The organism is Arthrobacter sp. 9V (assembly GCF_902506065.1).
In the GTDB taxonomy this organism is placed as follows: Bacteria; Actinomycetota; Actinomycetes; order Actinomycetales; family Micrococcaceae; genus Arthrobacter.
This window is the reverse complement of record NZ_LR732912.1, coordinates 3,937,612-3,955,627: the sequence shown is the minus strand read 5'-3', so window position 1 is coordinate 3,955,627 and position 18,016 is coordinate 3,937,612. Positions and strand designations below refer to the sequence as shown.

Here is an 18,016-nt window from a genome sequence, read left to right as displayed (position 1 = left end):
CACCCCGGACCCACCTACCATAAGCATGCTTACTATTGTGAGGCAATGAAAAATATGGCCTGATCGTCAGGCGTCAACGTGCAACTTGGTTGGCTCAGCCGGCAACCTGGTTGGTCAGTGGCTTGCCTTCCTTGAGCGCTGTGACGTTGGCGGTGACAAGTTTGGCGGCACCCTTGGGGCGGTTTCCAGCCACATGCGGTGTGATGATCAGGTTCGGCGCTCCCCACAGCTTTGAGTCGGCGGGTAGGGGTTCAACCTTGGTGACATCCAGTGCGGCAACCCGCAATTTTCCTTCCTCCAGTGCTGCCAGAAGGGCGTCTTCATCCACCGTGGCTCCGCGCCCGACGTTGACAAAGATGGCAGTGTCCGGGAGGGAGCGGAGGACGTCTTCGTTCAGGGCATCCGCGGTTTCCGGGGTAGCGGGCAGGATGGAAACCAGGACGTCCGTGGTGCGCAGGACCTGGTGGAATTCGTCGTCAGCCACCACGGGGAAGCCGTAACGTTCACCCTTGGAACCGGCCACTCCAGTGACGTTCGCGCCCAAAGCGGCCAGCAGGGGAGCCAGCCGCCCCGCGATCGAACCGAAGCCCCAAACGGTGACGTTGGCGCCGTCGAGCGTGTACAACTGCTCAGTGTCGGGCGCGGACTGCGCGGCGTTGAAGGGCTCATTCCACGTGGAGTCCTGCTGGGACTCCGCTAGCTGGTCCAGGCGGCGCACGGCAGCCAATATCAGTGCCAGCGCGTGCTCGGCTACGGGGCCGTCGTGCAGTGAGCGGCCTGATGTGATGGCCACGTTGTCCGCGAAGCCTGCTGCCAACACTGAATCCGGGCCGGCCGCGAGCGTCTGTACCAGCTTGAGGGAGGGCATCGTTTTGGCGGCGTCGCTCAGGTTCTCCGCGGTGTTCCGCCAGGCCACCAGCACCTCCGCGTCCCGGTGCTCGCCGGGGATGGGCTTGTCCACCTGATACACCGCCACCTCTTTCTCCGGAACGGAAAGCTCCGAGAGGTCCAGCTCGATGGTGTCCGGGACGAGGATTTTCACTGCGGCTCCAAGGGTCAGGGCGGGTGGGCGGTATGTTCTCGAGGCTACCGTCCGCTCTTAAGTTTCATGACGAATCACCGGCTCTGTGACAAGACAAAATTCCTGAAATGTGCTGTATGTCATATTCGGCTCTCACTAGGTACTCTGTGACTCGGCTGGTTGCGCGGCTTTGACAAGAACTGTCAAAGGTTCAACCAACTTAAAGTTGACAGGCCTGGGCGATGGAGCCTGGTCCTCCCTCAGTGAAAGGTGCAACCACTCGTGAAATCACAAGGAAAGAGCTTCGTCAGAAGCGGGGGACTCCGAAAGGCTGCGGCGCTCGCCGTTGGCCTGCCGTTGCTCCTCTCGTCCATGGCGATGCCGGCCCAGGCCGCTCCCGCCCCGGAGACGCCCGGGAATGTTGCAGGCGTGGCCAAGAAGAACCTTGACCCCAGCGCCTACAAGGACGGCCGCTACATGGTGGTCCTGGCCGAGAAGCCTGCAGCTACTTACGACGGCGGCACGGCGGGCCTTGCTCCCACCAAGCCCGAAGAAGGCAAGAAGCTCGACGCCAACAGCGCCGAGGTAAAGGAATACCAGCAGCACCTTCAGCAGAAGCAGCAGGAAGTTGCCAAGCAGGAAAACGTCACCATCAAACGTGACTTCACCACCGCCGTCAACGGCTTCAGTGCCAACCTCACGGCGGACCAGGCAATCAACCTTGCCAAGGATCCCAAAGTCCTCATGGTGGCACCGGACACTCAGTACGCCCCGGACTACTCAACCTCGGATTTCCTCAAGCTCAGCGGCCCCAACGGGACGTGGGCCACGCAGTACGGCGGCCAGGACAACGCCGGCAAAGGCACCGTAGTTGGTGTGATCGATACCGGCTACACCCCCTCAAACCCCTTCTTTGCAGGTGAGCCCGTTGGCCCGCTGGTGGGCAACCCCCAGGTAGGCGTTCCGTACCGCACCCCTGACGGCAAGATCGCCATGCTCAAGGCCGACGGCGACACCTTCGTAGGCGAATGCCAGCCCGGCACCGATACCGGCGCCGACTACGATGGCAGCGCCTGCAACTCCAAGGTACTCAGCACCCACTACTTCGCTGACGCTTTCCTGGAAACCGTTCCGCCGGAAAACCGCGCCCCGGAAGAAGTCATTTCTCCCGTTGACGTGGACAGCCACGGAACCCACACAGCCAGCACGGCAGCGGGAAACGGCAACGTTGACGCCGTAGTGGATGGCCGCAGCTTTGGTACCACCAGCGGGATCGCACCCGCCGCAAAGCTCTCCGTTTACAAGGTCTGCTGGGAGGATACCGACCCTGCCACCGGCGGTTGCTACGGCTCCGCTTCCGTGGACGCCATTGAGCAGGCCATCCTGGACGGCGTGGATGTGCTGAACTACTCCATCTCGGGCTCAACAACGTCCACCACGGATCCTGTTTCCCTGGCATTCCTCTCCGCGGCTTCCGCCGGGATCTTCGTGGCCACCTCGGCCGGTAACTCAGGACCGACCGCCAGCACCGTGAACCACGGAGCGCCGTGGCTGACCACGGTTGCGGCAACATCCTTCTCCCAGGAACTTCAGGGCACCGTTGAGTTCTCCGATGGCAGCAAGTTCCGCGGAGCGTCCATCATGAACCGCGAGGTGACCGGGGCCGGCGTCGTGCTTTCCACCAACGCTGCAAGCGGTGAAGGGAACGCGGCACTCTGTGCTCCCGGCTCACTGGACCCGGCCAAGGTAGCCGGCAAGGTTGTTGTTTGCGACCGCGGTGTTGTTGACCGCACCGCCAAGAGCGCCGAGGTTCTGCGGGGCGGCGGTGTTGGCATGATCCTGGTGAACCTCACGGATTCGTCCCTGGACACGGACAAGCACGTGATCCCCACTGTCCACGTGAACCCGCCCGCTACCCAGGCCATCAAGGACAAGGTCACGGCCAACCCGGCCATCACCGTCTCCCTGCTGAACCGCGACACCACGGGCCTGCCTGCCGAAGCGCAGCCGCAGATCGCCGGATTCTCCTCCCGCGGCCCGCTGCTCGCTACGGACTCGGACCTGCTGAAGCCTGACGTGTCAGCTCCCGGCGTCGCCATTCTTGCGGGTGTTTCCCCGATCGGAACCGGTGGGGACAACTTCGGTTTCCTGTCCGGAACGTCCATGGCCTCACCCCACGTGGCCGGCTTCGGCGCATTGATCCTGGGCAAGAACCCGCAGTGGTCTCCGGCCACCGTGAAGTCTGCCATGATGACCACCGCCGGTCCGGTCAAGCTGGCCAACGGCGCTGTCAACAAGGACGTCTTCGCCACGGGTGCCGGTCAGGTTGATCCCGCCAAGGTCCTCACGCCGGGCCTGGTGTATGACGCAACCACCGAGGACTACCTCAAGTTCATCCAAGGCACGGGCATGGATCTGGGCATGGAGGGGCTGGGCACCACCGCTGCCCGCGACATGAACGTACCTTCCTTCGCCCTGGGCAACCTGGCCGGCAAGATCGAGGTCACCCGAACGGTCACCGCGCTGACCCCGGGCCTCTACCGTGCCTCGGTCAACGTCCCCGGCGTCAACGTCAAGGTCACCCCCTCCGTCCTGAACTTCGGGGCAGCCGGGGAGAAGAAGACGTTCAAGGTGCAGTTTGAGAACAACAGCGCAGCTCTGGGCGAGTTCGCCATGGGTTCGCTGAGCTGGCAGGGCGCCAACAAGACTGTCACCTCGCCGATCGCCGTCCGCCCGCAGTCCGTCATCGCGGACAAGGCGCTGACCTTCACAGGAACCGGCCCTAACGGCTCCGGAACCATCAACATCACCTCCGGCACCAACCTGCCCGTAGGTGTCACGGTTGATGGCCTTTCCAAGGCTGATTCCTCGGCTGTGGAGCTGGTTCCCGGCCCGTTTGCGGGTGAGACCAATGCTTCGAACTATGTGAAGAAGGTGACCGTTGGTGAGGGCAGCGCCCTGGCCAAGTTCTCAGTCATTTCCTCCAACGAGGCCGCGGACTTCGACATGCTGGTCCTCACTCCCTCCGGCCAGCAGTTGCCGGCCGCTACGGCGTCCGCCAGCGAAACCCTGTCCGTGCCCAACCCGGAGGCCGGAGACTACTACGTCTTCGCCAACCTCTACGCGAGCCCCAACAACCAAGCCACCAAGGCCACCGTTGATGCGGCAGTCCTCGGCGCAAACCAAGGCAACGCCTCCGTGACGCCCAACCCGATCCGCCTCGCCAACGGCAAGACCGGTCAGATTTCGCTGAACTGGAAGAACCTTGAACCCGGCTCCTATATTGGTCGCCTGACCTTCGCAGGAACCAGCGAGCCGAGCTTCGTCACCGTCCTGGTCAACCCTGGCGGAACCGTTGTGGTCCCGGACGAGGAAGACCCCAAGAAGGACAAGAAAGACAAGAAGCCCCGCGGCAAGATCCGCGCTGATGAGCCGACACAGAGCAACAACGCCGGCTAGGTCCTCTTGATGCAGAAAGTGATTCAGTAACAGCAATGGCCGGTGGGGATACCCCGCCGGCCACTGCTGTGCACGGTCCGGCCGTGACAACCGTTTGGCCGGTCCGTTATGGGGAAGGAATGGTGCTGGACGGTTGGGAACGGGTGGTCGCATCCACGCCGCTGTGTAACCTACCGAAGCTAGCCATCTCACCGAACACCCAGGGCAGAACAAACCCGCTGACGGCTGGGAAGGTGATAGGAATTGGCCACTCGGTAGGGGCGCAACTCGGGATGCTCAGCATGGACCTGTTGGATGCATTCGTGGCATTGGCGCCCGTCACCGATTTGCCCCGAACCCACAGCGAAAACCTTGGTGAAGGCGCTGTGAAGGGGTTTATGGGTGGCCAGGCCGAAGACCAGCTGACACTGCTGGAAAGATACTCGCCCATCCATCAGTTGCCTCTTAAGAAGCCGCTGCTCCTGGTCCATGGTTCAGATGATCAACGGGTACCTGTTGAGCACTCCGTGAGCTACTGCACCAAAGCGGCAAGTCTCGGAGATGAAGTGGACTTTTGGCGTTTGCCTCACCTTGACCATCTGCAGGCCATCAACCCCGAGGGCGTTCATTGGTCCAGGGTGGTCGAATGGATGCGTAGGCGGCCGGAGCAGCCCGAGTAGGGGTCATCCCCATGCGACACATGGCTGTCATGTTTCAGCTTCGGCCGGTGATAGGTTCGAACCAGTTTCCCGAAGAGTCGCAATGAAAGGCCGGCATGTCGCAGCCAGGATCAGAACCGCAGCCCGAGCACCAGTTGAACGGGCAGCACGCCTTCGCCGGCCAACCGTACCCGCAGCAACCGTACCCGCAGGCATACCCACAGCAGCCGTACGGCGAACAGGACGGTCCGCCGTTCTACTTCCCGGACCTCGAAGGCGCCAACTTCAAGTCGAGTGCCACCACGTACGCCATCATCGGGATCTTTGTCCTGGGCATCGTCTTCGGGCCCTTGGCCATCCGCAATGCCAACCGGGCGGAAGCCCATGGCGTACCGGCCACCTTCGGCAAGGTGGCCGGCTGGATCGTCACGGTGCTGTCCGGTATCAACATCCTGATCCTGATAGCGTTCCTCATCTTTGCCGTGATCTACGGCAGCATGGGGGGACGCTGAGGGGCGGCGGCGTTAAACAGCCCCGGTTGAACCCCCGGTGTTGCCCAATAGCGAGGCCAACGCCTTCCAACGAGCAATCTCACAGCCATCAGTCCTGCTGAACCGGCTGTGAACTTTCCGTCCCCTGAACCATCCCTTCACCACGGCTACCTGCGGGCCGCCGTACTGTTGCGTGCAGATCCGGTCCGGGCGGGGCTCAGGGAAGAAGATTTCCTCACCGAACTGTTCGACGGCGGCCAATGCCGCCGGTGCGTCCGGCAAGTTTGAGTCCATCGAGTCAGGGTCAGGCGACAAGACACCTGCGGCGGACCGAAGATGGAATACCCGGCTTTCCGCGCCAGGTTCCTCGGTGAGCGTGACCGTAAGATCGACGTCGTACTCGCTTTTGCTTGTCTCGCTGTTGACTTCGGAAACCATGGTTACCTTTCGCTGGTGGCGGCGGGTGCTCAGGCGGGCAGGTCGCTCAGCTGGTCCAAGAGCGGCCCTACTGCCTGGAGCACACGGGCCCGCAGCTCCTGGGATTCGGCCGCGAAAGCCCGCTGGTATTCAACGTACTCGGACTTGCCCCGCGGTGTCTCAATCCTGATGGGCGGGTAGCCCCATTCTTCAAGATCATAGGGGGAGGCCTGCATGTCCATCGCCCGGATCCGCCACGACAATTCGAAGGCGTCCATCACCAGCTCACTGGGCAAGGCAGGCGTCAGTTTGTAGGCCCATTTATAGAGGTCCATGTTTGCGTGCAGGCAACCCGGCTGTTCCATGGTGCGCTGGTTCTCCCGGGTGGGCGTGAGCTCGTTCAACGGGGTAGCGTCCGGCGTGTAGAAGCGGAACGCATCGAAGTGTGAGCAACGGATGCGGTTTTCTTCAACAACGGTGTCCGTGCCCTCGCCCCCGAGCCTCAGCTTCAGGTATTCGTGCCGCAACTCAAACTTTTCCTGCCGGTACACCATGGCCCACTCATGCAGCCCGAAACAACCGAATTGTGCCGGTCGCTTGGCCGTGCCTGCGAGGATGATTCCGGCAAAGCGCACAGCCTCGGCGCGGTCGGACAGGAAGCCGCCATGGTCAAAGGTGACCGAAGGCGTCCCTGGGGCCAGCCCCACTGAGGCGAGTTCGCCGTCGTCGAGCGTTCGGTAGAACTTCCAGGCCACACGTTCCAGCGCCCGTTCGCCGCTGAGGACCACGCCGTGGCCGGGATGCCACCGCTGCAACTGACCCGGCTTCTGCGTGTAATACGTGAAGAGGAAGTCCTCCACAGGGTGCTTCTTGCCGGCCGAGCGCCGGGCCAGATACGGATCTGCGTACCGCGCGACGCGAGCATGGTGGGCTGCCTCCAACCCGAGCCATTGCTCCTGGGGGAGGTGCCGCAGCCTAGATGCCGCCATCTGATCCGAGGACGCTCTTCGCGGCGTCCCAGAGGGCGATCTGGCAGCCGTCCGTGCGTTTAAAGGACGCGGTGACTTCCTTGCCGTCCACTGAACCGGTCACCTTGGCTGTTGCCGGGCCGCCGTACTGCATGGTGCAGGCCTGGTCCGTCCGGGTGGGGGCCGGGCTCAGGATGGAAGGGCTGTCCTTGATGGTGCTGCACGCATCTGCAGCGGACGGATGCTTGCTTTCGGCCGCGGGCGTGCCGCCCGTGCAGACGAGGGTGAAGGTCTGCGGCGCGGCTTCCGGAGTCTCAAGCAGGGTGATGGAGAGCTCCGCATTGCCTGCGCCGGGTGTGGCCGACCGGGTGGTGGCGCTCGTGGGGCTGCTGCTTGGGCTGCTGCTTGAAGGGGCCGACGACGGCGGCTGGCTTGCGCTGGCTGTGGAACCTGGCGTGGGGGTGCCTGAGCATGCGGCGAGGCCGGCGACGGCCACTACTGCCAATAAGGGCCGAACAAATCGCATGCGCATGGAGTCTCCTAGGTTGCGTCCATTTTACGTGGCACTTGTGGCGCCCGTTTCTGTGTTCGCTTCAAGAAGACCACCGGGGGAGTGTGCTTGGCTAGGGCCACGTGGGTTTGCTAGAGGGAGGTGTGCCGCTGGGTGGCGGCGATCAGCCCGGTCATGGCCTGGTGGAGCTCAGCTACTTCTTCACGGCTCAGCTGGAGGCGTTCCCGGATCTCGCCCGGCACGGCCGTGGCCTGTTCGCGAAGTGCCGCACCTTTGGCCGTCAGCTTGACGGCCAAAGCCCGTTCGTTGCCGGCTACGCGCTCGCGGGTAATCAGCTCAGCTTCCTCCAGGCGCTTCAGGAGCGGGGAGAGAGTGGCGGGCTCGTGGAGGAGGCTGTCGCTGATGTCCTTCAGCGTCCGGGGGCTTCGTTCCCAGAGGGCCAGCATCACCAAGTACTGCGGATGGGTGAGACCGAGCCGCTCCAGCACGGGCTTGTATACGCCTACAACGCTGCGCGAGGCAACCGTCAGGGCGAAGCACAGCTGACGTTCGAGGAGGAGGTCGTCGGTCTCCTGGGTGGACTCATCAATGACTGTCATGGCTGCCTCCTGTACTCGCGCACTCTTCGATTAGTTAGTGCCCTAATGATTAGCGTACTATGGAGTCATTGAACCGCCTAAAAGAGGAGTCGATCCGCGTGGCCAAGGAATCCTACACACGGAAATTCATGCGCGCCACAGGGAAGTTCCGGGTGATTTTCGGCCCCGCGCACAGCAGCTCCCTCGACCATGAGATGACCGAGGCCAACCGCAAGCTGCTCGCCCAGCGCCAAGCTGAGACCCAGCAGTGGGAAACCCTCCGCCGTCCCGATGGCAGCACCTACGTGGTGCCCCGCAACCCGGATGACAAGTCCCTGCGCTAGAAACCTCCCTCGGCGGGGGATTTTGGGCGTAAAATTGGCCTCACTGAACGGCGCGCGCCAGCCCTGCCGCTTTTCTCTCTCCGGTTAAGAAGGGAGGTGGAAACATGGGACGCAGAATGGAAGGCTTCGTCCATGTGACCGAGCGGCTGCAGTCCGTTTTTGGACCGGCAACCCACGGCGACACGGACAGCCCGGTGCTGCACAAGCATGATGATTTCGAGACCGCTTCCGAGGCTGATCTGAAGAACTTCGACGTAGAGACCGATTCTGAAGGCCATCACTACGCAGTCCGGAACAATGATCCGGGACCAACCAGTACGGACTACAGCGTTTAACGGGGCGTGAAATGCCGAAGGGCCGGACAGCGAACTCCGGCCCTTCCTCATGTTCGCAGCTTCCCACCTTGACCCTGGTGAGTTCACCGTGCCACTGTTGAGCAACTAATCAGCATGCTTATTATGTGAGTAGCACGGTAAATGCCGGCACAAAGAGGGGGCCATCAATGAGTTTCCAAGACGATGCTGCAAGGGTTCCGGGTAGTGCCGCCCGCCCGGATCCAGGTAGTTCCGAACATCAGGAGCGTGTGATCCCGCCGGCATCCGGCCATGACAGGCCAACACGCACCGCCGCCCTGTGGGTTGCGGTTGCTGTCGGTTTGGTGGTCCTGGTGATGCTGATCGTGTTCTTCGTCCAAAACCAGGACATGATCACGGTCCGGTTCTTCGGGCTGGAAGGCACGCTCGCATTGGGCACCACGCTGTTCATTGCCGCGGTTGGCGGCGGCGTGCTTGTTGCTCTTGCAGGCGGCGCCAGAATCCTCCAACTCAGGATCGCCGGCCATCGCCGTAAGAAGGCAAGTGGCGGGCAGGGGAGCGGCTACCAGCTTTAGCGGCTACTGGCTTTAACTGCGGAAGGACCGGAGCGTTTGCTCCGGTCCTTCCGCAATTAATCCCGACGGCGGCACTCCCTGACGATCTAAGTCCGCCGGGGTGTTGGGCGTTCTTAGCCTTCGCAGTCAGTGCAGTAGGCGACGCCATCTTTTTCGCGGGCAATCTGCGAACGGTGGCGCACCAGGAAGCAGGAGTGACAAGTGAACTCGTCGTTTGCCTGCGGGATAACCTGGATGACCAGTTCTTCAGCGACGATTTCGCCGCCGGGGCCGTTGGCGTCGAGGCCATCGGTTTCGTCCAGTTCAAGCACGACACTCTTGGCCGTGGGAGCGCTGGCGGACTGGAGAGCCTGGAGGGACTGCTCCTGGTTCTCTTTTACATCGGTACGGAGTTCGTCGTAATCGGCTGCCACTTTTTAATGCCTCTTCGTGTTAGGGGGTTACCGGGTATGCAACGTACAGCATGCCACGAAAATTCCATACCATACCCCAGTTCTACAGCTTGTGGCGAAAACCACGTGGATGACGGGCAAAAAAACCCGCCATCCGGCGTCATTTCGCCCCTGTATTACCGGAGTTCGATCTCCAGCTCTTGGAAGTCGTCGGCTGCGTGGCGGCCCACCAGCAGGCGGAACATGCCCCGCTCAAACTGCCAGCCGCCGTCGTAATGCGCAAACGCCTTGGCCGGGATGATTATTTCCACACTCTCCGTGCCGGCCGGCGCGAGGTGCGTTCCAGTGTAGCCAGCGAGCCATCGCACAGGCCTGTCCACGGAAGATTCAGGGCGTTCCAGATAAACCTGGACCACTTCCCGCCCGGTGCGCGTACCGGTGTTCTTGACGGGAACGTGCACCATGACGTCGTTGCCGGCGGTAACCACCTGCGGTGCGTGCGTCTTGCCGAACTCGAACGTGGTGTAGCCGAGGCCATAACCGAACGGGAGGGAAGGGGCGGCACCACCTTCGGCTTCCTGCTTCAGCCATGCCCGATAGCCGATGTGGATACCCTCCGAGTAAACCACCTTGCCGTCCACGGGCATGGTGTTCAGAACGGGAACGTCTTCCAGCGCCGCAGGCCATGTGGTGGGGAGGCGCCCGCCGGGTTCTTCGGTACCCAGCAGGATGTCAGCGATTGCGTTGCCGAATTCCTGGCCACCAAACCAGCCCAAAAGGACTGCGCCCACCTGATCGAGCCAAGGCATGAGGACTGGTGATCCGGAGTTCACCACCACCACCGTGCGTTGGTTGACCGCGGCTACTGCCTCCACCAGCTGGTTTTGGTGGCCGGGAAGGTCCAGGTCCTTGCGGTCGAAGCCCTCGGACTCAATGGCTGCGCTGGTGCCCACCACCACCACGGCTACCTCGGAGTTCCGGGCAGCCTCCACGGCGGCATCTATCTCGGCTTGCGGATCCTCCACCACAGTTTCCTCGCCCAGGAGGATGGCCGTGAACGGGATGACCTGTTCCTTGGGGAGCTGGTACTCGGCCTCGATCCGGACGGTCTGGCCTGCGGTGGTTTCCACGGCGTGGACGGTCTTGGGCGGATCGAACAGGGCCGCACCCAAAACTTCGGTGTCGTCCTTGATCTCGTCATTGAACACTTCCGTCCCGTCCAGGACGAACCGGATGCGTCCTACGGTGCCGACGCCGAGGTGGTGGACGCCTGCTGTTTCGGCTGTCCAGTCCGTTTCCATGAGGATGGAGGCGGCGCCGCGTGGAATTCCAATGCCAAACCAAATCAGATGCGAGGCCAGACGGTCTTCACCGGAAATCTCCGCGCCGTCTTCGTCAAGGAACGTCACCCGGATTCCCGTCACGTTGGAAATCGGGTTGTGAAGGGAGGTGCGTGGGAACGGCTGGATGCCTTCGGCTACCTTGGCGCCGCGCGCATAGGTGACCGTGACGTCGTCGGGCAGTGCTTTCCGCAGGCCCTCCAACGGTGAGACGGTGTACTTGGGCATCACCGTGGCGCTGCCGCCGCCCTGGGTGCGCGCTTCATCTGCATTGTGGCCGATCACGGCAACGCTGCTGAGGGCTGTGGCGTCCAGCGGCAGAAGGCCCTTGTTGCGGACCAGCACAGCGCCGCGGACGGCCACTTCACGTGCGACGGCGGCACCGTCAAGTTGCGCCGGCAGCTCGGTGACTGCGGGTTCGAAGCCGTCCAGGGACCCCACACGGGCTGCGAGGCGCAGGATTCGGGTGACTTTCTCCAGGATTGCCTCACGGCTGACGCGGCCATCCTCGACGGCGGCCAGGAGCTTGGGTCCCCAGTGGCCTACGGGGCCGGGCATTTCCAGGTCCTGGTGGGCGTTTGCAGCGTTCAGGGAGCGAACGCCGGTCCAGTCGGACACTACAACGCCGTCGAAGCCCCACTCGGTGGACAGCGGCGTTTTCAGCAGCTTGTTCTCACTCGCAGTGGTGCCGTTGATGGAGTTGTACGAGCTCATCACCAGCCAGGCGCGGGCCTCGGTGATGGCGTCCTCGAAGGCCGCCAGGTAGAGCTCACGCAGCGGTCGCTCGTCCACCACGGAGTCTGCGGTGAAACGCTCGGTCTCGGCTTCGTTGGCAAGGTAATGCTTGGGGGTGGCGCCCACGCCCATGGACTGCACGCCGGCAACGTAGCCGGCAGCCATGGTGGCCGTGAGGCGCGGGTCCTCGCTCATGCACTCGAAGTGGCGGCCACCCAGTGGCGAGCGGTGCAGGTTGATGGTGGGGCCCAGGACGGCGTGGACGCCCTTGCGGCGGGCTTCCTGGCCCAGGACCTGACCGTAGCGGTGTGCTGTCTCGACGCTCCAGGTCGCGGACAAAGCTGACGACGACGGCAATGAGACGGAGTCGTGGCGCTCGTCGAAGTCTTCCCCGCGGACCCCGGCCGGGCCGTCGGACATGACCACGCGGGACAAACCAATCTCCGGAATGGCATGCGTGGACCAGACATCTGCACCCGTCAGCAACTGAACCTGCTGCTCGAGGCTCAGGCTTTGGGCGAGTTCAAGGATCCTGGCTTCAGCATCCTGCGCTCCCGCTGATGGTGTGGTTACAGCTGCCGAAAGATTCATTTACCTGACTCCTGGTGAACGGGTGGCCCACCGTTGGGCCGCTGAAAAGACTCTATCGCCTAAAACCTAGTATGACTAGGTTTTTATACCAATGGTGAGTGATCCTCCATGTTTGAACCGTGAAATAGACTGAACGGATGTCTACATCGAGGGCCCGGGGGCAGTACGCCAAGGGAGCCGAACGCCGGGAGCAGATCATCCAAACGGCAACCGATGTCTTTGCTACCGAAGGATTCGAGGGCACGGCCCTCAAAAGAGTTGCCGAACTGGTGGGTGTCAAGGAAGCCACCCTTTTCCACTACTTCAAAGGCAAGCAGGAACTGCTGACTGCTGTGCTGGCTGAACGGGATCGTCGTTCGCTCGCCGTTGGCGGTGAGGCAGGCGTGGGCCTGAGCCTGATGCCGCCCATCGCGGAACGGAACGTGCGTGAGCCCGGACTGACCACGCTCTACGCGGTGGCCTCAGCTACCGCGAATGATCCCGAACATGCATCACACAGCTACTTCAAAGAGCGGTACGAGACGGTGGTGAGGGACATTGCCTCGGACATTGAACGGCGACAGAAGGCCGGCGAGGTAAGGATCGACGTCGGGGCTGAAGCGCTGGCAAGGCTCGTGGTGGCAGCCTTCGATGGACTCCAACTGCAGTGGCTGTACGACAAAAACGTAGATATGGCTGACGGGCTCCGGCAGCTTATTGACGTTCTGCTCGCCCCGACTCACCCAACTGAGTAACAGAAAAGGCCGTTCTGAGAGCTCAGAACGGCCTTATCTGCTACCTACTTGGGGCGTTGCCCGGGTGAGTCTAGCGGCCCGTGCCGCCGTACACGGTAGCCTCAGCGTCGCCGTCGAGCTCGAATGCATTGTGGATGGCACGTACGGCGTCATCCAGGGCGTCAGCGCTGGTGACCACGGAGATCCGGATTTCCGAGGTGGAAATCATGTCGATGTTGATGCCTGCATCGGAGAGAGCCTTGAAGAAGGTGGCCGAAACGCCCGGGTGCGAACGCATGCCCGCACCGATCAGGGACAGCTTGCCCACATTCTCGTTGTACTCAATGCTCTCGAAGCCGATCTGGCCCTCAGCTGCACGCAAGGCGGCAAGGGCGTCCGCGCCCTCAACGATGGGAAGCGTGAACGAAATGTCCGTGCGGCCGGTGCCGTGGGTGGAGACGTTCTGGACGATCATGTCAATGTTTGAGTGCGCGTCCGCGATCACCTGGAAAATCGCGGCAGCCTTGCCGGGGATATCCGGGACGCCTACCACTGTGACCTTGGCTTCGGACCGGTCGTGCGCAACGCCGGAGATGATTGGCTGCTCCAAGGCAACTCCCTCTTGAATAGTGAACTTTTCTTCGGCCCCGGGGATGACCCACGTGCCTTCGTTCTGGCTGAATGACGAGCGGACGTGCAGCGGCACACCGAAACGGCGGGCATACTCCACGCACCGCAGGTGCAGGATCTTGGCACCGGAAGCAGCCAATTCCAGCATTTCCTCGCTGGAGATACGGTCAATCTTCTGGGCAGAGGTCACAACGCGGGGGTCGGCCGTGTAAATGCCGTCCACGTCCGTGTAAATTTCGCAGACATCAGCTTCCAGGGCTGCCGCCAAAGCAACCGCCGTGGTGTCCGAGCCGCCGCGGCCCAAAGTGGTGATCTCGTTGGTGCTGCGGCTCATGCCTTGGAAGCCCGCCACGATCGCAATGTGTCCCTTGTCCAGGGCCGTGCGGATGCGGTGGGGATCGACGTCGATAATTCGCGCCTTGCCGTGGATGCCGTCAGTAATCATGCCGGCCTGGGAACCCGTGAAGGACTGCGCGGAAGCACCGAACTTGTTGATGGCCATGGCGAGCAGGGCCATGGAAATTCGCTCACCGGCGGACAACAGCATGTCCATCTCGCGGGCGGGAGCCGAGTCCGTGACCTGGCTTGCCAAGTCCAGGAGTTCGTCCGTGGTGTCACCCATTGCGGAAACAACAACCACAACCTCGTTGCCGGCCTTCTGCGCATCCACGACGCGCTGAGCGACCCGCTTGATGCCATCAGCATCGGCAACCGAGGAACCGCCGAACTTCTGAACGATCAGCTGCTTGGTAATGGCAGCCTCGTTGGAGAGCTCTTCGATCTTCACTTCGGTAGTGGGCATAGTCATGCGCGCACCCTCACTGCATCAATAGGGTTCGAACGCGGCATGCCAAATCCAAATTTGAGCACGCCTGCGTAGCTTATTTGCCCAGTTTATCGCCGTGTGCAGGGCTGGTAGGAATTGTGACCACATAGCGGCCACCTGCCGTCATCACCAACCGGCAGTGCCCGGACCACCCTTGAACGGACCCACGATTTGCCGGGTGATCCAGCCGCCATAGAAGCCACCTTCCTGAAAGGTCACTTGCTCGCCGTCAACCTCGCAGGAATCCATGTGTTCCGGATACAGGGCCACCCGGCTGCTGAGGGCCTCGAACCCGCGGGCAGGTTGGGGATAGGTCCATCCACCGCGTTCAACAACGGTGCCACCTGCCGTGATGGTGAAATAGCTGGCTTCTCCTTTGAACTCGCAGAAAGTGGTGCCCCCGACCGGGACCAGCACTCCGTCCGGGAAGGCATCCAAGGGCACGTAGTAAACCGGGGGATGACTGGTCTCCAGGACCCGCACAGCATTGGTGGTGTCCACAATCACCTGAGCGCCGAGCCGCACCACAACCCGCTCGGAACGGGGCTCCACCTTGGGCGGGCGCGGATAGTCCCACACCGATTCCTGACCGGGGGCCGGTTTGATGGGACGGGGGCGCCGAAAGACGCCGGAGAAACTGCGACTGGAGACCATGTCCCATACTTGCACGCCCGGCTGGGAGCAGCCCGTGAAGTCCCGGCGTATCCGTGATGGCATGGCCGGCGTACCATCCATGCATGAGGAGTGCGAACGGTGATGGCCGGCGGTCCTGACCATCCACGCGGTCCGGGTCCGGCCAGCGAACCCGAGTACGAAGTGATCGGCGGCGTGATCGACGATCAACCCTCCGGTTTGGCCACTCCGAAGCCGGATCCGATCCCACGGGCTTCCGGAGCTTTCCTGGTGGCTGCGGGCGAGGCATGGCGGAACACCCGGAAGTCCGTCACCTCGTGGCGGTTCTGGCTGGCCTGCGCCCTGGCGATTGCTGCTGCTTGGGGGATGGCTGCGGCCTTGGTGGTGTGGGCAGAATCAAATAGTTGGTTCGAGGTCAGGATTCGCAGTGCGGTCTACCTGATCATGGCGGTGTTTCTCGCCCTTGCCTCCGCAGTGCTCGGGGCCATCTGGGGGTTCCGTCATTTCCGTGGGCGCGTCATCGTTCTTCTGCTGTCCGGAGTCTTGCGGGGTGTGGCTTTTGCTGTAGTGGCTGGCGGTGTTCTGGTGGCAGTGGGCATCACGGTGGGCGGGCCGATCGCGCTGGCCGGTGCCGCCGTCGTCGTGATTGTCCTCGAAGTAGCACTGTTCGGGCTGATCGGTGCCGGCTCGCGGAGATGCTTCGCCAAAGTGACCCCGGGAGCGGTGTTGACCACGGTTCTGGTGGCATTTCTCTGCATGGGAAATGTGGCAGTCACCATTATGCTGCTGCCCGGAACCACTGAGATGGATCAGGCCTCCGTGCCGGTGAACGTGCAACGCGACGACTCCGGCACGGTCACTGGTTACGAGTGCGTCGGCGAGCTTCGCCCGGTTGAGGTGGCCCACACGGAACACGTCGTTTGGCTGGCGACGCCCAACCCGGCCCTCCTTCTGGGAAGCATCGGCGCGGAGATCGTCCCGCCGGATAATGAGCTGGGTTGGGTACTGGCCGGACTGCAGTTTGCTGCCGACGGACCGTCCCGCCAAGTCCCGTGCCTCGGCGGCGAGTCCAGCACCGGCCTTCCGCCCTCGATGCCTGTAGCGCTGACGGGCTTGGCGCTGCAAGCATTGCTGGCCGCACTCGTCCTTATTGCAGGGCGGTGGTTGGCTGCCAAGAGGCTGTGACTTTCCTGCCCCTTACAGCAGGGCGTTTCGCCTGCCCTCGAACGCGCGGCCCAAAGTGACCTCGTCCGCGTACTCCAGGTCCCCACCCACAGGCAGACCGGAGGCCAGCCGTGTCACGGTGATTCCGATCGACTTGAGCATGCGGGCAAGGTAAGTGGCGGTCGCTTCGCCTTCAAGATTGGGGTCCGTGGCAATGATGATTTCCTGGATGGCGCCGTCGTTGAGGCGGGTGAGGAGCTCACGGATGCGCAACTGCTCCGGACCAATGCCCGCAATGGGGTTAATGGCGCCGCCCAGCACGTGATAGCGGCCGCGGAAGGACCGTGTGCGCTCCACGGCAAGGACGTCCTTTGACTCCTCAACCACGCAAATAACCGACGGATCACGGCGTTGGTCACGGCAAATATTGCACGTCTCCTGCTCGGTCACGTTGAAGCACACCGAACAGAACTTCACGCGTTCCTTGACCGTGGTGATGGCCGTGACCAAACGCTTCATATCCTCAGGATCGGCCTCAAGAATGTGAAACGCCAGACGCTGTGCCGATTTGGGACCAACACCGGGAAGCCGGCCGAGCTCATCAATCAGCTCTTGAACTGCACCTTCGTACACAATGTCCTCATAAGTTTGAAATCAATGCTGGAGTCAGCGGGGTAGTAGCGGAGAACCATCCAAGGCGCGCTCTTCAATCAGCTTTCCGCCCAGAATACGCTCCACCGCAGCCCGCCCAAAGACACGGGATTCCTCAATGGTTTCATCTTCCGGGCTGGGGATATCCTCCGTCACACTGGCAGGCGCTGCCTGGACTCGCGTGGGCGCCTGAACACGGCCGGCCTGGGCTTCGGGGCTGTTCGTCAACCTCTGGTACAGGCTCTGGCGACCACCCGGACTGCCCGACGGCGCACCCTCCTCGAGCGTCGCAACCGAACCGTGCGCTTCGTCGGACTGCGTTGCCAAGGAAGGCCAGGTTGCCGGCGCGCTGGTGCTGACAGGGGCGGGCATGGACTGCGTTCCGGGCCAGCTCGACGCCGGTGCAACGTCCCAGCTGGAGCTTGGGTTCTGCTCGGCATTGGTTGGGTGACCGTACGTTCCGGCGTCCGCGGCCGCGGCCGCGCCTGTGCCCGTTGCCGGGGCTTGCGCCGCTGCCGGTTCATAATCCGGAGTGTCCGCTGCGGGCGCGGTTTCTTCGGCCGCTTGGGCGGTTTTCTTGCCCACGTTGGACTCCGTGCCCACAACCCACGTGCCAGGCGCCTGCTCCACTGCCCGGGACCACGGATCCGCGGACGCCTTGGCATTCGAGGCACGCGGCTGTGAGGCTGCTGTGGGCGTGGCTGTGCCTGTGGCTGCGGCGGGCGTGGCTGTGGCTGTGTTAGGCGTGGCTGGGGCCGGTGTTGAAGTCCGGCTTGCAGACGGTGCTTGGGTTGCCGGTGCGGGAGCTGCCGGTTGTGCGTTGCCAGCGCTGTAGCCCGACGGCGGCTCCCAATCCGCGGGAGGCTCTTCATCCAGAGGCGGCGCATCCTCGTCGAGCGGCGGACCCCAATCGTCGTCAGGGTAGGAGTAATCGCCGGACGGCTGGGACGGCTCAGACGGCTGCGACGGCTCGGACGGCTCGGACGGCTGCGTAGCCGGGGGAGTAGAGGAGACCGGGGGAGCGG

The 18,016-nt window shown here is 62.7% G+C and carries 18 protein-coding genes and 1 pseudogene; 8 read left to right on the top strand and 11 right to left on the bottom strand.

Annotated elements, in window-relative coordinates:
* Positions 1-94: 94 nt before the first annotated feature.
* Positions 95-1,042, bottom strand: coding sequence for a phosphoglycerate dehydrogenase (locus BACI9J_RS18130; RefSeq protein WP_159735589.1), 948 nt, complete (start codon positions 1,040-1,042; stop codon positions 95-97).
* Between the two features lie 261 nt (positions 1,043-1,303).
* Between BACI9J_RS18130 and BACI9J_RS18125 the strand changes: the two genes are divergently transcribed.
* The 3 genes from BACI9J_RS18125 (at position 1,304) to BACI9J_RS18115 (ending at position 5,630) form a co-directional block, all read left to right on the top strand.
* Positions 1,304-4,480 (top strand): S8 family serine peptidase, encoded by a 3,177-nt coding sequence (locus BACI9J_RS18125; protein ID WP_442858649.1) that lies wholly within the window; start codon positions 1,304-1,306, stop codon positions 4,478-4,480.
* A gap of 35 nt (positions 4,481-4,515) precedes the next feature.
* Positions 4,516-5,139, top strand: a complete 624-nt coding sequence (locus BACI9J_RS18120) for an alpha/beta hydrolase family protein (RefSeq protein ID WP_328699802.1) — start codon at positions 4,516-4,518, stop codon at positions 5,137-5,139.
* Positions 5,140-5,234: 95 nt separating this feature from the next.
* Positions 5,235-5,630, top strand: a complete 396-nt coding sequence (locus BACI9J_RS18115) for a hypothetical protein (protein ID WP_159735587.1) — start codon at positions 5,235-5,237, stop codon at positions 5,628-5,630.
* A gap of 12 nt (positions 5,631-5,642) precedes the next feature.
* Here BACI9J_RS18115 and BACI9J_RS18110 read toward each other — a convergent pair whose 3' ends face one another.
* The 4 genes from BACI9J_RS18110 to BACI9J_RS18095 all read right to left on the bottom strand — a co-directional run bounded on the left by BACI9J_RS18110 (position 5,643) and on the right by BACI9J_RS18095 (position 8,104).
* Entirely contained in the window at positions 5,643-6,047 is a 405-nt protein-coding gene (locus BACI9J_RS18110; RefSeq protein WP_159735586.1) for a serine protease inhibitor, read from the bottom strand.
* A 29-nt stretch (positions 6,048-6,076) separates the two neighbouring features.
* On the bottom strand, positions 6,077-7,015 hold the full coding sequence (locus BACI9J_RS18105) for a 3-methyladenine DNA glycosylase (RefSeq protein ID WP_159735585.1): 939 nt from the start codon (positions 7,013-7,015) through the stop codon (positions 6,077-6,079).
* Complete coding sequence (locus tag BACI9J_RS18100; protein WP_159735584.1) at positions 7,002-7,526, bottom strand: SSI family serine proteinase inhibitor; 525 nt, start codon at positions 7,524-7,526, stop codon at positions 7,002-7,004. Before BACI9J_RS18100 ends, BACI9J_RS18105 begins: the two co-directional genes overlap by 14 nt.
* A gap of 110 nt (positions 7,527-7,636) precedes the next feature.
* Positions 7,637-8,104 carry a MarR family winged helix-turn-helix transcriptional regulator gene (locus BACI9J_RS18095; protein WP_159735583.1) on the bottom strand — a complete coding sequence of 156 codons (468 nt, stop codon included), beginning with the start codon at positions 8,102-8,104 and terminating at the stop codon, positions 7,637-7,639.
* Between the two features lie 98 nt (positions 8,105-8,202).
* Between BACI9J_RS18095 and BACI9J_RS18090 the strand changes: the two genes are divergently transcribed.
* The 3 genes from BACI9J_RS18090 to BACI9J_RS18080 all read left to right on the top strand — a co-directional run bounded on the left by BACI9J_RS18090 (position 8,203) and on the right by BACI9J_RS18080 (position 9,316).
* Complete coding sequence (locus tag BACI9J_RS18090; RefSeq protein ID WP_024819442.1) at positions 8,203-8,427, top strand: hypothetical protein; 225 nt, start codon at positions 8,203-8,205, stop codon at positions 8,425-8,427.
* 104 nt (positions 8,428-8,531) lie between these two features.
* A complete protein-coding gene (locus BACI9J_RS18085) occupies positions 8,532-8,762 on the top strand; it encodes a hypothetical protein (protein WP_159735582.1) in 231 nt (76 codons plus the stop codon).
* Between the two features lie 167 nt (positions 8,763-8,929).
* Positions 8,930-9,316 (top strand): LapA family protein, encoded by a 387-nt coding sequence (locus BACI9J_RS18080; RefSeq protein ID WP_159735581.1) that lies wholly within the window; start codon positions 8,930-8,932, stop codon positions 9,314-9,316.
* A 113-nt stretch (positions 9,317-9,429) separates the two neighbouring features.
* On the opposite strand, the gene BACI9J_RS18075 is transcribed toward BACI9J_RS18080, so the two are convergent.
* Both BACI9J_RS18075 and BACI9J_RS18070 read right to left on the bottom strand, forming a co-directional pair.
* Positions 9,430-9,729, bottom strand: coding sequence for a DUF4193 domain-containing protein (locus BACI9J_RS18075; RefSeq protein ID WP_011773410.1), 300 nt, complete (start codon positions 9,727-9,729; stop codon positions 9,430-9,432).
* A 155-nt stretch (positions 9,730-9,884) separates the two neighbouring features.
* Positions 9,885-12,374 (bottom strand): beta-glucosidase, encoded by a 2,490-nt coding sequence (locus BACI9J_RS18070; RefSeq protein WP_159735580.1) that lies wholly within the window; start codon positions 12,372-12,374, stop codon positions 9,885-9,887.
* Between the two features lie 137 nt (positions 12,375-12,511).
* On the opposite strand from BACI9J_RS18070, the gene BACI9J_RS18065 reads away from it, so the two are divergent.
* The gene (locus tag BACI9J_RS18065) at positions 12,512-13,108 is read left to right on the top strand and encodes a TetR/AcrR family transcriptional regulator (protein ID WP_159735579.1); all 597 of its coding nucleotides are present in this window, start codon (positions 12,512-12,514) and stop codon (positions 13,106-13,108) included.
* 70 nt (positions 13,109-13,178) lie between these two features.
* On the opposite strand, the gene BACI9J_RS18060 is transcribed toward BACI9J_RS18065, so the two are convergent.
* Both BACI9J_RS18060 and BACI9J_RS18055 read right to left on the bottom strand, forming a co-directional pair.
* Positions 13,179-14,525, bottom strand: a complete 1,347-nt coding sequence (locus tag BACI9J_RS18060) for an aspartate kinase (RefSeq protein WP_159735578.1) — start codon at positions 14,523-14,525, stop codon at positions 13,179-13,181.
* A 144-nt stretch (positions 14,526-14,669) separates the two neighbouring features.
* A complete protein-coding gene (locus tag BACI9J_RS18055) occupies positions 14,670-15,197 on the bottom strand; it encodes a DUF427 domain-containing protein (RefSeq protein ID WP_159736545.1) in 528 nt (175 codons plus the stop codon).
* Positions 15,198-15,299: 102 nt separating this feature from the next.
* Here BACI9J_RS18055 and BACI9J_RS18050 point away from each other — a divergent pair, with 102 nt between their 5' ends.
* A complete protein-coding gene (locus tag BACI9J_RS18050) occupies positions 15,300-16,361 on the top strand; it encodes a hypothetical protein (RefSeq protein ID WP_236558754.1) in 1,062 nt (353 codons plus the stop codon).
* Positions 16,362-16,373: 12 nt separating this feature from the next.
* On the opposite strand, the gene recR is transcribed toward BACI9J_RS18050, so the two are convergent.
* Both recR and BACI9J_RS18040 read right to left on the bottom strand, forming a co-directional pair.
* Complete coding sequence (recR, locus tag BACI9J_RS18045; protein ID WP_017198356.1) at positions 16,374-16,973, bottom strand: recombination mediator RecR; 600 nt, start codon at positions 16,971-16,973, stop codon at positions 16,374-16,376.
* A gap of 33 nt (positions 16,974-17,006) precedes the next feature.
* Positions 17,007-18,016: pseudogene (locus BACI9J_RS18040) on the bottom strand (DNA polymerase III subunit gamma and tau); the annotation flags it as partial.

Excerpts from the sequence above, each read along its gene's own strand:
- BACI9J_RS18120 (WP_328699802.1), top strand. The coding sequence starts at position 4,516 with ATGGCCGGTGGGGATACCCCGCCGGCCACTGCTGTGCACGGTCCGGCC.
- BACI9J_RS18115 (WP_159735587.1), top strand. The coding sequence starts at position 5,235 with ATGTCGCAGCCAGGATCAGAACCGCAGCCCGAGCACCAGTTGAACGGG.
- BACI9J_RS18110 (WP_159735586.1), bottom strand. The coding sequence starts at position 6,047 with ATGGTTTCCGAAGTCAACAGCGAGACAAGCAAAAGCGAGTACGACGTC.
- BACI9J_RS18105 (WP_159735585.1), bottom strand. The coding sequence starts at position 7,015 with ATGGCGGCATCTAGGCTGCGGCACCTCCCCCAGGAGCAATGGCTCGGG.
- BACI9J_RS18100 (WP_159735584.1), bottom strand. The coding sequence starts at position 7,526 with ATGCGCATGCGATTTGTTCGGCCCTTATTGGCAGTAGTGGCCGTCGCC.
- BACI9J_RS18095 (WP_159735583.1), bottom strand. The coding sequence starts at position 8,104 with ATGACAGTCATTGATGAGTCCACCCAGGAGACCGACGACCTCCTCCTC.
- BACI9J_RS18085 (WP_159735582.1), top strand. The coding sequence starts at position 8,532 with ATGGGACGCAGAATGGAAGGCTTCGTCCATGTGACCGAGCGGCTGCAG.
- BACI9J_RS18080 (WP_159735581.1), top strand. The coding sequence starts at position 8,930 with ATGAGTTTCCAAGACGATGCTGCAAGGGTTCCGGGTAGTGCCGCCCGC.
- BACI9J_RS18070 (WP_159735580.1), bottom strand. The coding sequence starts at position 12,374 with ATGAATCTTTCGGCAGCTGTAACCACACCATCAGCGGGAGCGCAGGAT.
- BACI9J_RS18065 (WP_159735579.1), top strand. The coding sequence starts at position 12,512 with ATGTCTACATCGAGGGCCCGGGGGCAGTACGCCAAGGGAGCCGAACGC.
- BACI9J_RS18060 (WP_159735578.1), bottom strand. The coding sequence starts at position 14,525 with ATGACTATGCCCACTACCGAAGTGAAGATCGAAGAGCTCTCCAACGAG.
- BACI9J_RS18055 (WP_159736545.1), bottom strand. The coding sequence starts at position 15,197 with ATGGTCTCCAGTCGCAGTTTCTCCGGCGTCTTTCGGCGCCCCCGTCCC.
- BACI9J_RS18050 (WP_236558754.1), top strand. The coding sequence starts at position 15,300 with ATGGCCGGCGGTCCTGACCATCCACGCGGTCCGGGTCCGGCCAGCGAA.